This window comes from Actinoplanes sp. NPDC051537, from assembly GCF_055586105.1.
Genome location: NZ_JBVJIU010000031.1, coordinates 1 through 16,234 on the forward strand (window position 1 = coordinate 1; position 16,234 = coordinate 16,234).

Consider the following 16,234-nt stretch of genomic DNA (forward strand, 5'->3'; position numbering starts at 1 on the left):
CGCCTCAACAAACCACCCGGACCAGCCCCGAAAACAACAAACCCCTGAACCCGCGACCGCAGGTTCAGGGGTTTCCGATGTCTCGAGACATCACATCGCGCGCCCGGCAGGATTCGAACCTGCGACCCCTTGACCCCCAGCAAGTGGTAGGCCCAGCGACGTGCTCAGTGACGTTTCCCAGGTCACTGGAAATCATATCAGGCCGAGTAAAGGTGTCGCTACCAATCACCTCCCGCCGATCCCATCGCAACCATCCTACCTGCGGTTTCGTCGCGCGGGTTTCCTCAGAAGAGTTCTCTCGAGCGTCTTACGTGGGTTCCAGCGACGCCGCGGCGGCCAATTCGGGATAACGAGCGGCGTGCTAACCCGAAATCGAAGCGATCCCTTGACTCGCACCTACGCACCTGCCGGTCTGGTTCAACCCTATTCTGCCAATTCTCGCCGAGTGTTCAACAAATAGTCGACCATTCTCTGCTGCTTCTTTGCTGAAGCGCAAGCTGGCATCTTTATCGCATCGGCGATCGCTTGGACCCTGATAGCCGCTTTCCATACCTCCGGGTACGCGTGGCTTGGCAAACCCTACGGACCTCAGGGACGACGGCTGGCGATGTCTCGCCCGGCCGGTTCCGCCGCGAGCCTGCCTGACCTTCGGGCAACGTCATCAATTCCGCGATCCGGTCCGTGGCCTGCAGGCGCCTGGCCGCGTTGACCCGGGTGTAGTAGCGCATCAGCGTGGCCGGGTCATGGCCGAGCCGTTCCGCGACCTCGTGCACGCCGTAACCCGCGTCGAGCAGACTCGACGCGGTCAAATGCCGAATCTGATGCGGGCCGATCGGCCGCACGTTCGCCGCCACGGCCAGCTGGTTGAACCGGTCCGTGAGATTGTCCGGCCGCATCGGCCGGCCCGTACGCCCGGCGAACAAGTACCGCGACAGCGGCCCTGCCGCGGCCGCCGTCAGCAGATCGAGGGTCACCGGGTCGAGCACCAGCGTGCGCGCCCCGTTGTGCGACTTCGGCGGTTTCACCCGGAGCCGGCTCCCGGGAGCCTCGACCACCAGTTGCCGGCGCACCGTTAGCGTGCCCTGGATCGGTTCCAGGTCACCGCACCGCAAACCACACAGCTCCCCGCGCCGCAGGCCGGACACCAACAGCAACCGCCACATCGGGTACAGGCGGTCCTCAGCGACATAGTCGCCGAAGCGTCGCGCTTCGGTGAGCGACCACACCGGCCGCTCGTCGTCGCTTTCGCGCGGCTTGCGCACCCCGAGGCTCCGGCCGGTCTGCTCGACGAACGCCTTCGCCAGCACCAGATTCAAGGTTCGCAGGGTGGTGCGGGAGTAGCCGCAGCCTTCCAGCTCGCGATAGGCACGCTCGACCATCCGGGCGCTGAGTCGGGAAGCCCGCACGTTGCCCACATACGGGTAGATCAGGCCAAACAACCACCGGTACTGATACACCGTGTTGGGCTCGAGCTCCTGCTCCCGGGCCAGCACCCAGCCCTCGCAGATGCTCTGCACGCTGTCACTGGGCCGCGGTCTCGGATGAAGCGCGTCCCGCTGCCGGCACAACCGGCCGTACTCGGTCTGCGCCGCCTTCACCGTGGCGAAGCCGGCCCGCCGCGCCTGCATCCGGGTCCCACCGTGGTCGCGGCCCATCTCCAACCGGAACCCGTACAACCCTGTCACCGGATCTTCAACGATCGCATCGGTATCGGACATCGTCCGCACCTCCGCTCCTGTCATGGCTCCAAGATAAGAGGAACCTTCACCTTGACCAACGAGCCAGCCGGGGAGAGGCAACCCGCAACCGTCGATATCACTCGATCAGGAAGCGTCGGAGCGCGGGCGGACAGGGGCACTCGAGGATCGGCGGTACAGGTCTCGGCCCAAACGAAAGACTTACCCGGGTTCGACGCGGTCGGCATCGCCCCTGCTCGGCCGGCAATGAGGCCCGACCGGCTCCACTTCACTGACAGCGATGCCCTGCTATGGCCGTTATGCCGGTTCACTTGGTTGGCACAAATGGCACAGCCATCTTGGATGGCACTGTGCTATCTGTGCCATCGTCGGACCATGACGCCGATCCCGCTGTCCCAATGGGCCGACCGCAACGGCATCCCCCGACGCACCGCCTACAACTGGGCGAAGTCCGGCAAACTCAACGTCCCGATCCACCGCACCCTCACCGGCCGCCTAGTCGTGCTCGACGACTCCGACCAGGGCACTCAGGACGCGCACCCCTTCACCGCCGCGTACGCCGAAGCACTCAGCCTTCCGGTCGGACTGCACGCCGACGACCTCCACCACTCCCCCGTCCTCGAGGCCTGGGGCATCGACCTGTACGACGCGGTCGCCGACGAGCTCCGACCGATCGTGCTGCAGCTGGCCGTGCCCGCCGCGAGCTCCCGCGTCAAACGCGACACCTGGTGGCGACTGACCGACTGGCTCGGCCGCGTCGAACTCGCCGACTGGTACACCTCCACCGGATTCCCGCAGATCGCCGCCCTGTTCACCGAGCGCACGCCGATCGCCGACAAAGACAGCTACCTCCACTGGTGGCCCTGCGGCGTCGGCTCCTTCGAGTTCTGGCGCGACTTCGACGACCACGCCACCGACGCGGTCAACGCCGCTGGCCTAGGCGTCCCGGACGACAACGGCGCCGCGACCAGCCTGGCCGAAAACGCTCTCGCCGACAACGCTCCGATCGCCGGCCGCCGAGAAACCCTGCGCAACCGGCTCGACAGACTCGCCACCACCGAACTACCCGGCACACCCGCGCCAAAGGCCCCCGACCGCAGCGACCTGTGGAGTCTGCGGGCCATGTACGCCGAACCACTCTGGGCGGTCGCCCGCCCCTACGCCCGCCGCACCGCTGAAGAAGTCTGCGCACTGATCGGCTGGGACCCGCTCAGCCCCGCCCCGCCGGCCGGACACCCACTACACGAAGTCGGTCACCCGGCCTGCCTGCACGCCTCCGAGACAGCCCAGGTGCCATACGTCCACGACGCCCACATTCGCGAGATCGACGCCTTCCGGCGCATCGCCCTCGGCAAACCGTTCGACAGACGACCGCCTGAACCCCTCCGCCACGGGTAAAGCGCCTTTGCCGCGGACCGCGACACGCCGACCACACCTACGGCGACGTGCGGCGGAACGAATGGCATCGCCCGGACCGTTCACCTGGCGTAGTGACGAGCTACTTTCAGGTAGCGCGCAGGTCGTTGACGACGACCGAACGAACTCGCTCCGCGGCGTCCTCAAAGACGCTCCTTAACCTGCTTGCCGCTCGCGACAGATCCCGCAGTGGACTCGAACGGCAACAGCGTCAGGTGACGCCATCTCCTATCGCGCATCACTCCGGCCTCGCTGCCGCATGGCGCCCGTCAGGTCGTGCACTCGTACCGGCTCTGCCGGCCGCCTGCAGGCAGGGCATTCCGGGACGCCCGGAATTTGGGGAGACCTGCCGTTACACCCGTAGTGCTGTCCGCGGCGCTCCCTCGGGGCTCAAGTCCCGATCGGAATGTTGCAAAAATGATCTCGGAATATTTTGGGCTTGCTGTGTTACTGTGCGTCAGGAAATCCTAGACAGTGCAGAGGTGACTGTGCGAGGCAGCGGAGCGGCACTGGCAGTTGTACGTCAGGCAAAGGGTGGAGGCTGGACCCAGGCCAGGCTGGCCAAGGAGGCCGGCCTGTCCCAGGGCTTCCTTTCCAAGGTCGAGAGCGGACAGGCCGAGATAGAGGGCGAGGCTCTGATCGCAGTTGCATCGGCCCTGGAGGTGCCGGCCGATCTGCTCGCGTTGCGGGATCCACACCTGGGCGGCGGCGTTTCGTGTGTGCACCACCGACGTCGACGCAGCCGACTGGCTGCCGGAAGTGCACGGCGCATTGAAGGCCTGACCCAGTTGGCCAGCCTGTCAGCTACCCGGCTGCTGGAAGAGGTCCCTCGCCGGCTCGCCTTCGACCTGCCAGAACTGCCCATTGAGAACCACAGCCCCGAGCAGGCTGCTCAACTGTTCCGCTCACAGGCTGGCATCAAGGACGGGGAACCAGTCGTTGACATGATCAGGCTCGTCGAAAGCTTCGGCGTCGTGATCGTCCGGCGCGACCTTGGCACCGATGCACAGGACGCGGTCAGCCTTCGCGTACCCGGCCGCAGCCCGATCATCGTGGTCAACACGGCATTGTCCCCCGACCGGCAGCGCTTCAGCGTCGCCCACGAAGCCGGCCATCTGGTACTCCACGGTTGGCAGGTATCAACCGGCGAGGACGATGTCGAGCAGGAGGCCAACGACTTCGCTCGCGAGATCATTGCCCCGGCCGCCTCGATACGGCCGTTTCTAGCCGGCCTGACACCCCGAGACTTCCGGCCGCTGATCGGCCTCAAATTGCATTGGGGTATCTCGATCGCCGCACTGCTTGAGACCGCTAAGCGTGTAGGCACCATCGATTCCGATACGCATCGGGCGCTACGCATGAGACTCAACACGCTTGGTTGGCGTCTAGTAGAGCCCGGCGTCCTCCCGGAGGAGAACCCCCAGTTGATCAACAGCGTAGTTGACCTTCACCTCGACACACTGCACCGCTCAGTAGAGAAGGTCGCCGCTGTGGCCCTCATGCTTCCGCAGCCATTCGAGTACCACTATATGAGCCATCGTGCCGCCCGTGGCCGCTGCGGGGCGGAGGCTGTGAAGTGATGCCCCCAGACCTCCCGGAGGCCAGCAAGCGACGAGTGCCCACGTATGCGGCGCAGCTCCAGGAGACGCTGCTGATCCAATGCAGGAGCGAGCAGGCATTATCAGCGGCGGTCACGGCCAATACCGACGGCTGCGGCCTGGTCATTACCGCGGCGGGTCACCGAGGCCACGCCGGGCAGATACAGGCCTTCCGCGCTGCCAGCCATCTACGGAACCGGCTCGGCTTCCAACGGCCAATACTTCTGGATGCCGAACGATACGCGGGTAAGAATCGGCTAACAGCAGCAGCGGAATTCGATCAGGGATGGATCAGCCGACAGCGCGAATTGGGGTTGCCGGTGCTGACAGACTCCGGGTACGTCGCCGAAGGCGACGACACTGGAATCGGAAGCATCCTGGAGCGCACCGCAGCCCTCGGTGACGCGATCGCACTGCTACCGCTGCACCTCTCATGGCTCAGAAACCCCGGAGCCACCACCAACCTGGCCGACCAGATCGCTACCGCCAGCCTTCCAGTCGCCCTCGTCCTGGAACATAAGGACGACCCGTTCGGGCTCGTCGGCGTCGCCGCCAGCCTCATGCGCATCATCGAGGCTGGACCACCCGTATTGCTGTTGCGGTGCGACATCTCAGCGGTGGGATCACTATGCGCCGGCGCACTCGCGGCGGCAGTCGGTACCACTACGTCCCTACGACACCTCTACCCAGCCCCGAAGGACGGAGGAGGCGGGGGCGGCAGCACCGAGTCACCGATGATCGCAGCGGTCATCCGAGAGTGCATGGCCTACATCAACCTGGCGAAAATCCTCTTCGCGGCGAAAGCCGATCCGGACGACGTTCTCTGGCAGTGCCACTGTGACGCCTGCTTGCGCGTACCGATCAGCCAGCTTGCCTTGCACCCCGAAGAACGTCAGGAGGAACTCGCGTTCATCCATTCCGTCACCGCTGTGCTCGAGCTGCGCGCCAAGCTTCTGACACCCGGGTCCACTCGCGCCCAACGCCTGGCCAGCTGGCAAGCCCACTGCCAACAAGCTCAGGTCAGGCACATGGAAATAGAAGAGACCACCGACAGATTCGACCCGCCGGCAGCGCTTCGCCGCTGGCAGGAAGCGCTAGCCCAGCTGAGCCGGAAGCATCGCGTCCGGTGACTCTGCACGCCTCAGCAGCGTTCCGTAGAGTTGCTCCTCGACCCACCTGTCAGCCACGGTGCGCCGGGCAGTGGCAAGCCGTCCTGGACATCCCTGCTGGAGTACCTCGACACGCTGCCCGGTCCCAGCCACGACCGCGATACCGGAGTATGCACATTCGAGCTGCTGTTGCTTCGAAAGTCGGCGCCCGCTCGGGACCAGAACCGCGCTAGCGGAGAAGCCGCGCCACTTGCGAGCGGTTCCGACCAACGTTTTGACTGACTGCGCCTCGTGAGCCAGCACGCCAACAACCGAGATCACACTACGCGGAAAGGTCCCATCAGCCTGCGGCCACTCCCACATAGCCAACGTGTCGGCATCGACCATAGGCTGCGCCGTACCGCCTTCTTGCCGGGCTATGTGCGCATCACGGTCGAATTTGACCACCATCGACGTGACAGTGCCGAGCAGCGCCACTCGAGCAACGAGAAACCCCTGCCACCCCAAAGCATCGATCGCCAGGTCCGGCAACGACAGCTGGCCAGGTGGGGCCGCGACCGTATCGTGACGGCTGGCCATCTATTGTCCCCCCACGATCATGACCCGATGGTCGCGCATCGAGCACCTCACCGCACTACCGAACCCGTACCCACGCGGTCACTCTTCGCAACAACGAAGGTGACGACCCGTCAAGCTGGCTGCTCAACAGCCTATAGAACAGATGTACGGCTGTTGGTGGAGAGTCGGTAACACAGCACAGTTCCCTCGTTCAGTGGACTGCATCAGCCGTCGGTGGCAGAGCGATACACCACCTTCGTCGGCGATCATCGCAGCGATCGGATCGGGCCGGGCGCGACGGCCGGCGTGACGTGCGCGCGCACGGTCGCCAGGTATGGAGACGGAGTCGATGAGTTCGGGATTCCGGAGCTTCCGTGCCATCGATTTCCCTCGATCAGGATGACGGCACGTCTGTCGGCTCCGGCTGAAACCGAACACGTGCTTCCCAGAACCCGCCCGGAACACGATGGTCAAGATTCGGGCGGCGTTGATACTCGGCCTTCAAGAGTAAGACGGCGATGCGCCGGCGAGCAGGGCGGCGCTTCCGCCGACCGCGTCTTCGAGGTGGTCCTCCGGGTGTAACAGGTCCGGGAAATCATTGGGGTGCCGAGTCCCACATGTCCAGGATCGCCTGCTCATGCTGCCGGTACCCGTCTTCGCTCAGCCAGTCCCGCAACGTCGCCGCCGCGTAGTCGCTGGATCCGGATCGGTAGCGGTAGACCTTGGTGCGTTCGCTGCGATTCGCGGCGCCGCGCCGTTGGTAGGCGCTGAGGTCGACGACCTCCGCGAGCCCTTTGGGTGTTGTCAGCGACAATCGCAGGAGTGCGGTATCAGGTAGGGGCGTTTGGTCGTCGAACCTCGTCCACAACTCCTTCGCGGTCTGCGTGCATTGAACGAGCGCATCAATGAGTTCGAACAAGCCCTGCAGAGTGAGCCCGGCGGAGGCGGAAGCCACTGGGGTCTCCGCCGGTGTGGTCGGACCATGTTCTGCGAGTTCGGCCAGGTGGAACCCGATACCGATCGTCATCAGCAGTGACTGCGGATTCGGGCTTCCTGCAGCCTGTCCGGTAAGCAGTTCGACGCCGAGCCTGACAGGCGATGCTTGAGGAGAATAGGCATCAGGCGCGGCGGCCGGGGCGTCGGAACGCGCAACGGTGTAGTACCGGCCGTCAACCTCGCTGATGACCCAGGGCTCGGCGGCGACACCCCATTCGTCGAGACGATTACGAAGCCAGGAGCTGATCGGCGAACCTTGCATTGCGGCGAGAAGGAACTTTTCCCGTGCGTCCGGGGCAGGGCCCCATCCGTTGTTGACCCGAGCAGGAATTTCGTTCGACGCGGGTATCAAGACGGAGACGTGCAGCGTCAGGTCGATCGGTTCGCCACCACCGTCCACCAGTACGCGGCGATTCGCGAAGGGGTGCAGCGATTCCTCAGCCGGGCTCGGCAACAGCATCCCCGGTTCCGTGGTGCCCGCGAAAAGCGCCTCGACGAGGCAGCCGGCAGCGAACCGACGCCGATTCGCCCACGACACGTCGGCCCGGTCGATAGCACCCGGCCGGGTGCCTTCCGCGGCCTCACCCAGCTGCGACCTCCCGGCGGCGACGCGCTGACGTCCAACGCGGCGTAAGAAGGCCGCCGTATCGAACCCGCCGATACGGGTCTGGTGGCCGGCGGATCCGTAGACGGTCTCGGTTTCGACGAGGCGGGCCGCGAACTCCGCGATCGGCAGGCCGTTGTTGACAGCGGCGGTGATCCGCCGGTCGATCTCGGCGTCACCGAAAGCCGACTCCAGCCGAGAGACGTACAGGCCAACCGGCTCGATCGGGGCAGCATCTCCGAGCCCCGTATTCTGCACGACCCTCGTCCACGCCGCCTCGTACGCGGCTCTCACCATATCCGCGATCCACGACGAGCCAGCGGTCTGAGCGGCCAGGCGCGCAATGGTGACGTCTCTTGGCTCGGGAACGGCCAGCCGGATCGCATTCAACAGATACTGCAACTGACCGGATTCACTAGGCCCGGTGTCCGGCAGCGGCGCCCTATCGGCTCGTTGCAGCAGCGCCGCGAGCCAGACGGTGGCTTCCTCATCGGGCCCGAAGCCTCCGGCCGCAGGAACGCGGAGATGACTGAACTGTTCGAACACGTACGGGATGACCGCAGCGGCCTCGCTGCTGGACAAGTCCGCGGACAGCGATGCGGCCCGGCGCAGGGACCGTGCCGCTCGGGCGCACGCGTGGGCGTCGGTGAGGTCCGGTCGTAGAGCCGCGGTTAGTTCCGTGGTCGCCGTGCCGCGGCGTCCCTCGGCCAGTTCCCGAATCGCCCGGCCGATCGCACCGTCGCTGATCTCCCCGATGATCGAGGTCAGGGCGAAGTACCGCTCGGTGTAGTCGGGGTCGCTGATCCGTTGTTGCCCGCTCCGCCGGTGCTGAGTCAGCATCGCTCTGATCGTGTCAGCGGCCAGCAGCGGAAAGAGCCGTTGCAAGGCGGCGGCTACCCGGCCGGTGTGCGGCGCCGGCACGTCAAGTTTGGCCAGCGCGTCCTCATCGAACTCGGCGCGGAGATCATCGACCTCGCTGTTATCGACGAGCGCGCCACGGTGCATGGCGATGGTCTGATACAGGCGTGGATAGGTGATCCGCAGGAAGGTGAGGGTGATGAAGTCGACGACGTCGACCTCGGCTGCGTCGACCAGCGGCAGGTAGATGTCGACCTGAGCGAGCAGCCGGGCGATGCCGCGCGGCTCGGTTAGGACCGGCAGCAGGAGCGACTCGCGTTCCTCGACCATCCGGCGCTGCGCGTCCTCGCTCAGGGTCGCGGACGCCCGGCTCAACGCACCGGCGCAGCCGGTGTTGAACAGCGATTCGGCGTGCTCCAGCCGGACAGGCGGCTGCTCGAGGCGCAGCGTGACGATCTTCTCCAGGAATGCGACCGCCCGGGCGCCGTGCTTGTCGGCGATCGGGGTCGTGGACAGCACCTCGAGGACGGTCTGCTGGTCGTACGCGAGGACGTAGTGCACATGCGGCAGTCGGCCCAAAACCCGCACCGCCCGGAACACTGCCAGGAGTTGGTCGGGCTGCAGCCGGTCGACATCGTCGATGACGATCAGCGTCGGGCGAGCCAGCTCAAGCAGCGCCTCTCGGACCTGGACGGCCTGGTCCTCGAGCGTGCCCTGGTCGGTGAACCGCTGCAGGGCTTCCTTCGCCACCTCCGACATGGCCCCGCCCACCAACGGCACCACATTCAACGCTGGCGCGGCCAAAGCTCCGTACTTAGAAAGCTGACTCCGGACCCGGGCGCCGGCGCGGCTCTTCTCTGGGACCGCGCTGCGGATCGCGGCGAGCAATTCGGTGACCACCGCGTCAGGGCCGGACAACGCCCATGGGTTGATCCAGGCGACGCCCCACGAGTCGGGTTTGAGGCCCGCCACCATCATCTGGATCGTGCTCGTCTTGCCGCTGCCCCACGGGCCGACCAGACCGACCACCGTGCTGCTCGGCCGGGAGCCGATCTGCTCGAGCAAAGTGACCGCGCGTGCCACGAAAGGGCCGCGCCCGAACAGGTCCTCGCTCTGTTCGTCGATCGGGTCGTCGACCCACCAGCTGCCGTCGGCCAGGCTGGACACTGCCATAGGTAAGCTACCTCCAAAGCCGCGACCAGCGTAGCGAGCCGACGCTCCCACGACGCACCTGACGCAGGATCACTTGGACGTTCACCCTGCCGCGCGACACTCAGCCATCGGCGTACCGCTGCAGGGTTCGGCTTGGCCCAGGCTCAGCGCCGAAACCCCCGGCGGCCGTCCCGCGGAGCTGGCCGCGTGGTGCGGGTTAATACAAGGATCCGCGACCGGGCGACCTCAGCTGTCGATCTCAGCTGGTCGCGAACGGGGGGCTATCGCGGGCCGCGATGCCAGGCCGGCGATCAGTGCAGACGGATGCGTCAGCGCGAACGCGCGGGTGGCGTAGAAGTCGGCGTACGCGCGCACGGCACCGTCGTCATCTCGTCGCCGTGGCCGGACGGCGTCGCGGAACTCCCTAGTCACGATGGCGTTGACCCCCATGAGATAGCGCTCGGCCAGGATCGAGTCGATCGATTCCCATAGCCTGTAGAACTCCGGTCCGGTTGGCCGGCCAGGTTTGACGGCCTGTCCGCGTCGGGCCGCGGCGCGACGCTGCAGCTGTTCCAGGGCCGAGATCGGTTCCTGGGGTGGAGGCAGGAGCCGCAGCCGGTCCGCATCGAGATCGCGTTGGAAGCTGTCGAGCCGCTCGGTCAGCTCAGCATCGTGATCGGGCACCAGACCGTGTCCGTCGAGGTCCACCATCTGCACCGCGGCGATCGCGTCCGCGGTCACCGCCAACGACAACGACCCTGGCGACTCGTAGACGTTGAGGTAGCGGACCGCTTGCAAGCCCTCGTCGCGACGCTCGGCATTGGACAAACGTGCCGCGCGCTGCTCGTTCTCGTCCCGGTAGCCGGTCTCGACCCGGGTTGGATCGAGGTTGAGTACCACCCGGTATAGGAAGAACCGGGAGTCGCGATCGTCCTGATACTTCATCCGACGCAGCACGTTCTCAATCGCAGCCTCGTACGTGCCGACGTGCAGTGCGAGATCCGAAAGCATGGCGATCTGTTCGTCGGTGACGCGGCCGAAGTCGCGCAGCCGTTCCCGCACCTGCTCTTCGTAGGTCAGCGACGGCCAGTCCGGCGACGTACTCGTGTGGTACCAGGCCAAGCGACCGAGCTGTTCGTTCCTCAGCGCGGAATCCATAAGATCGCGCAACGCGGCAACGCCCCGACCGAAGTGGATACTTCCTCCGCAGCGCGAACACGGTATGTGGGCCTCGTTGATCTCGGCCTCGTAGTCGACCGCGCTCAGATCCTCCACGCCACCGCAGCCGCAACGCATGCGGTAGTTGTAGGCGAAACTGACCGGCCGGTCGATCAGGTCCGGAACCGTGGTCACGAAATGAACACCGCCACACGTCTCTCTTCGCGCACTGGTTCCCTTGGCGGCCGACAGTGTCACATCGCGGTCCGAACAGTCCGTGTCCCGGACGCAGTGCGATGCCAACGATAGCCAACGGCGCGACGCCGCCGGCCCTCGGTCTCACGCCGGTCCCGACGTACTGCGACGACCCAACAGCCGCATCAATGCGTCAGCACTCACAGCACCGTCGAACTGGCTCGTGGCCGAACGCCGTCAACGGGCGCCTCCAGCACACCGAACGAGTGACGGCGCCACTCCGGCTATCAGTGATCCTTTCGCGAGTCCGTAGATGAACTACCACACCCGCCACCGCAGCTACGTTCTGCCGCTGGCCGGGCAGAAGCCAGCGGATCGCCATGAGAGTGTATTGATCTTCCACGCTATATCATGCCTATTACATGTAGCTCTGTGAAGCCCGATCTTGTCGTCCGGGCGCCGGCCTGCATTTGTCGATCTTTAGTCAACGTTGCGCACCGGGCTGTGATTTGTACGATGAATTCTTCCGGCCGTAGGAGAAGCTGGTGGGCGTAGATCGTGTGGTTTGGAACTTCTTCATCAGTCATGCGAGTGAAGACCGCGACTGGGCTCAATGGATCGCGGTGCAGCTTGAGGGCGCCGGGTACTCAACCTGGTACCAGGCGGCGGACTTTCGTCCGGGTCGGGACTTCTTGCACGAGATGCAGAAAGCGGTCATGTCGGCGGATCGGACGATTGCGGTGTTGTCGCCGGCGTACCGAAAGTCGCAATTCGGTGAGGCGGAGTGGCGGGCGGTGTTTGCGCGGGATCCGTCCGGTGAGAAGGGTTTGTTGATTCCGGCTCGCGTGGAGCCGTGTGAGCCGCCGGGTCTGCTGCTCACCCGGGTATACGTGGACTTGATAGGTGCGGACGAGACAGCGGCGCGCAAGAAGCTGCTCGCCGCAGTGGACAAGGACCGGCCACGGCCAACAACGGCTGTATTTCCCGGCTTGCGCGGCGGGCTGCCGGCTTCAGGTGCGGTGCGCTTTCCCGGCGTGAGGCCTGTGTTAGCGAATGACGGCGGAGTTGTCGAGCAGGTGAATGACGGGTTGTGGCGGGAGCACGCCACGGCCGGTGGCGGCCCAACGCAACCGAGGATCGTCCATCCCCTGCCTGGATTCGTGCCTCTCCGCGTGATGGGCCGCGACAAGGTGCTGCGTGATCTGACCGCGGCTCTCCAGCAGCCCGACACCGTGCTCACCGCTCTCGTCGGCAAACCCGGTATCGGAAAGACCGCGGTGGCCGTCAAACTCGCTCGCGAACAGGCCGAAGGGTGCGCGATCGACTACCTAGCCGCCCGTGGCTATCCCGCGCTAAATGCTGCCGCGGTACTAGAGGGAATGGCTGGGGCACACCCCGATGCCCACATCCGGGCCGCATTGCTTGAACGGCTGAATGATCGTGATCTCAGCGTGCTGGCAAAGCTCGACGCAGTCCTCGGTGCCCTCGGAGGGCGCCGAGCGCTCATCATCCTAGACGACCTCGAACAGCTGCTCGACGACGACCGCAAGCTACGCGACGAGACGCTGCTGGCGCTGCTCGAAGATCTGTCCGGCCGGGACCGGCACGGTGTCCAGGTCCTTCTCGTCAGCACGCGGCAACCGCGGTCGCCCGTGGTCGTGTCTGTCAAGATGCTGGACGGGCTACCCTCGGATGGGTTACGGGATTTCCTATCGGGTCTGGCGTCGGCGACCGGGGCCGGGCTGCTGCCGATGTCGTCGCAGCAGTGGAGACAGTTCACTGGGATTACCCGGAACTGGCCGCGTCCCGCCGAGCGGGTCCACGGTATGGCGGCAGGGGGACCGGCAACTCTGCAGGCTGTCCTCGACACCATGGTAAGTGGAGGGACGCTCGGCCAAATCTCCGCTGCTGCGCTCGACGATGTTGAGCGCGATGTGGCCCAGGCGCTCGCGATCTATGGCCGCCCGGTGCCGCAGGAGGCGGTCGAGGCGCTCACCGGCGAGGCACGCCGCGACCGCATCGGTGAGGCTCTGACCAGGCTTACTGACCGGCGAATCGTTCGGCGAGAAGGTGGACCCTCGGAGGAGGAGCGTTTCGCGCTGCCTGCCGCCGAACGGTCCGAATTTCTGACGCCAGACGCCGAGGTGGTGCCGAATCTGCGCCGTCGGGCGGCCCGCTATTTCTATCGCTGCGCACACGAGGTGGAAGCCATTGGCAGGTTGCGCGACGTGGGCGATCTCGAGCCTTACCTCGACGCAATTGAGCTCTATCTGGACTGCGGAGACAGTGAACGCGCGCTGCAAGTGATAAAGGACATCAACGACCGCTATCTGAAGGGTTGGGGGCAGACTAGTGTACTTGTCGTCCAATTAAGACGCCTGTCGTCGATGCCGGTCGACACCCATGCGCAAGTTCTCATCGAGAGCCTCCTGGGCCGCGCACTAATGCAGCTAGGAAGACCGGACGAGGCCATCGATCACATCAAGCGAGCAGGCCGGCAGAACGCGGAGCTCGAAGACAATGAGACGCAGCTAATTCTGCTTAACCAGCTCGGGGCGGCGTACCTCGCCCAGGGCCTGGTCGGCACGGCGGTCGACACTTTTCAGCAGGCGGTCGAACTTGCGGGATCCGGCCGCGAGCTCTGGAGCCGGGCCGACGCCCGCTACAACGAATCAATCTGCCTGATCGAGTTGGCCGAGTTCAATGCCGCCGTACGATCCATCGCACGGGCCCGCCAGGATCTTGCTGACTGCTCCTCGACCGCGCCCACAAGCAGCGTAGACGACGCTGACAATGACCGGTTGGTCGCAAGACTTCTATTCTCCGAGGCCAAAATCGCGCTCGAACGCGGCGAGTACGCCACCAGCGTCGCGCTGGCCGAACAGGCCTGCGACCAAGCAAGTGCCCATGGCGCCGACATCCTTGCCGGAAGGTGCGACGACCTGCGAGCGTGGGCCTTCCTGCTCGATGGCGATGATGCGAGCGCCATGATTGCGGCACAAATGGCACACCGGGTCGCTGCGGGAACCAGCCATCCTGACCTTCTGCGGATCACCGGTACGACACTCGCTCTGTTGCACATGCGGCGCGGCGATCTCGCAAACGCTCACGCCGCCGCTGACTTGGCAGTGCGATCCAGCCACGGTATGCCGGGGGCGGGGGCATATGCGTTGCGTGCCATCGTGGAGTGGCGGCGGAGGCGGCGGCGTCCAGCGGAAGACGACTTTCAGCGAGGGCTTTCAATCGTGCGAGAGACACCCGATTCGGAACCGGCACTCTACGACGCCCTTGACTTCGCGGCGCTGCAGCAAGCGGGACTTGCCCTCATCCGGCATTCCATAGCAGAAGAGGAGACGGCCTTCGCCACGTACCGGTCCGCCATCGAAATCGCCGATCTTCCAGGAGTCCAAGCGCGCAGGCGCAGCCTGTTCCGCGAGCTCGTGGCGGACGATCGCGACGCGCTGCCCCGCCTGCGGGCGCTGCTCAAGGTCAGAGCCACCCCTTAGCCTGAGCCGTGACCAGTGCATCCGCACGTCCTTCTGCGCCGATACGGGTGTAGAGCTCGCGCAACAGCCGGAACATCATCCGCTCCGAATATCCGGATGCGGCGGCAAGGCGGCCGACTGTCAGGCCGCGGGCGAGGCCGCGGAGCCACTCCCGTTCCTGCAGAGTCGGGCGGTCATCGGGCGGCACCGATGCTCCAGTGTTGATCAGTGCCCGCAGTACGTCGAGCGAGACGATGCTCTGCCCGTTCAGCGCCGCGCTAAAGGCCTCACTCAGGCCCGCCGGGCTGGTGCTGCGAGGCAGAATGCAAGCGGCACCGGCGCGAAACGCCCGGACGGACATCTCAATCGTGACTCGTTCGAGCAGGACGACGAGCACCGTGTCGGTCGTGCTGCGGTGCAGCGCCTCCAAAAGGTCCCAGTCGGCGTCCGACAGCAGCGTAACGATCAGTGCGGCAGTCTGCCCGCCGTGCACCCAGGCCACCGGGTCATCCGGCGCCTCCGGCTCGAAGCCCGCGTCTCGAAGGATCGCCATCACTCCACGCCGGAAGACGGGCAACGGGTCCGTGACGGCAATCCGTAAGACCATGCGAGCCGGTACCTCCGGGCGAGCGGGATTTGGTGCCCGCCGATCATCGCTGAGACAGCCGCTGTTTGACCAACTGAGCCGAGGAATGGCGTGGGTCTGCCGACCGGATGGCGTCATGGACCGGCGCGCGGCGGACGCCCTAACGTGAGGTAAAGCCAATCGGCGAAGGGAGCCAGAGAATGATGACGGTGGGAGGCGAGGGCTCGGATCGGTCCGTAGGCCACAGGCCGGCCCAACCACACTCTGACTTTCGCGTTGCGCGGGCCTTCGGCGGTGGCACAACAGACGCGCCAGAGTCAAGCCCGAGCGGACGTGTTCGCATCCACGAGAGGATCGCGGCGATCATAAACGACCTGAACAGGTACGGTCCCGAAATGGTCGACCGTGTGGCTCGCACGGCACCCCACGGGTCCGCCCACCGCGCCAGCCGGGATCTTGATGACGCCGTGGGCCATCTCCGGGCTGCACTAGAGGCCGTCCGGAATCTGAATGCATCGTAGAGGAACAACAGTCGGCCGGCGCGACGTTCTGCGATCATGTCGCAGTCCAGGCCTTGTCTCGATCGACCTGGCCGCACTCGGCCGCGACTTTCGCGCGCTGACAATGGCGCAAGAATCTCGGTATCTTGTGGGCACTGCGGGCAGGCCGGACGAAGTCCGTGCCGGGTTTCGACACAGGCCCTACGCGGGCGGTCTGGCCGCAGTTGGCCCAACCATCTGCAGACCAAGATCGTCTCGCACCTGATAGATCAACTGTCGGAACGACGATGGCTGCCGACAAGGACGTCCCACAACAGGCCCG

At 65.4% G+C, this 16,234-nt stretch carries 9 protein-coding genes; 4 read left to right on the plus strand and 5 right to left on the minus strand.

The window, feature by feature from the left end; genetic code table 11:
• Window positions 1-506: 506 nt before the first annotated feature.
• Window positions 507-1,718, minus strand: coding sequence for a tyrosine-type recombinase/integrase (locus ACZ6TB_RS46110; RefSeq protein WP_465567334.1), 1,212 nt, complete (start codon window positions 1,716-1,718; stop codon window positions 507-509).
• A gap of 354 nt (window positions 1,719-2,072) precedes the next feature.
• Between ACZ6TB_RS46110 and ACZ6TB_RS46115 the strand changes: the two genes are divergently transcribed.
• The 3 genes from ACZ6TB_RS46115 (at window position 2,073) to ACZ6TB_RS46125 (ending at window position 5,841) form a co-directional block, all read left to right on the plus strand.
• The gene (locus ACZ6TB_RS46115) at window positions 2,073-3,095 is read left to right on the plus strand and encodes a hypothetical protein (RefSeq protein WP_465567337.1); all 1,023 of its coding nucleotides are present in this window, start codon (window positions 2,073-2,075) and stop codon (window positions 3,093-3,095) included.
• A gap of 500 nt (window positions 3,096-3,595) precedes the next feature.
• Window positions 3,596-4,693, plus strand: coding sequence for an ImmA/IrrE family metallo-endopeptidase (locus tag ACZ6TB_RS46120; protein WP_465567340.1), 1,098 nt, complete (start codon window positions 3,596-3,598; stop codon window positions 4,691-4,693).
• A gap of 35 nt (window positions 4,694-4,728) precedes the next feature.
• Window positions 4,729-5,841, plus strand: a complete 1,113-nt coding sequence (locus ACZ6TB_RS46125) for a hypothetical protein (protein WP_465567343.1) — start codon at window positions 4,729-4,731, stop codon at window positions 5,839-5,841.
• Here the strand turns inward: ACZ6TB_RS46125 and ACZ6TB_RS46130 are convergent.
• The 3 genes from ACZ6TB_RS46130 to ACZ6TB_RS46140 form a co-directional block, all read right to left on the minus strand.
• The gene (locus tag ACZ6TB_RS46130) at window positions 5,806-6,399 is read right to left on the minus strand and encodes a hypothetical protein (protein WP_465567346.1); all 594 of its coding nucleotides are present in this window, start codon (window positions 6,397-6,399) and stop codon (window positions 5,806-5,808) included. The two genes, ACZ6TB_RS46125 and ACZ6TB_RS46130, sit on opposite strands and share 36 nt — an antisense overlap.
• Window positions 6,400-6,973: 574 nt before the next feature.
• Window positions 6,974-10,003 (minus strand): KAP family P-loop NTPase fold protein, encoded by a 3,030-nt coding sequence (locus ACZ6TB_RS46135; RefSeq protein WP_465567349.1) that lies wholly within the window; start codon window positions 10,001-10,003, stop codon window positions 6,974-6,976.
• Between the two features lie 231 nt (window positions 10,004-10,234).
• The gene (locus tag ACZ6TB_RS46140) at window positions 10,235-11,341 is read right to left on the minus strand and encodes a hypothetical protein (RefSeq protein WP_465567352.1); all 1,107 of its coding nucleotides are present in this window, start codon (window positions 11,339-11,341) and stop codon (window positions 10,235-10,237) included.
• A gap of 545 nt (window positions 11,342-11,886) precedes the next feature.
• On the opposite strand from ACZ6TB_RS46140, the gene ACZ6TB_RS46145 reads away from it, so the two are divergent.
• Window positions 11,887-14,847, plus strand: coding sequence for a TIR domain-containing protein (locus tag ACZ6TB_RS46145; protein ID WP_465567355.1), 2,961 nt, complete (start codon window positions 11,887-11,889; stop codon window positions 14,845-14,847).
• Here the strand turns inward: ACZ6TB_RS46145 and ACZ6TB_RS46150 are convergent.
• A complete protein-coding gene (locus tag ACZ6TB_RS46150) occupies window positions 14,831-15,379 on the minus strand; it encodes a helix-turn-helix domain-containing protein (protein WP_465567358.1) in 549 nt (182 codons plus the stop codon). The genes ACZ6TB_RS46145 and ACZ6TB_RS46150 overlap by 17 nt on opposite strands.
• Between the last annotated feature and the right edge of the window lie 855 nt (window positions 15,380-16,234).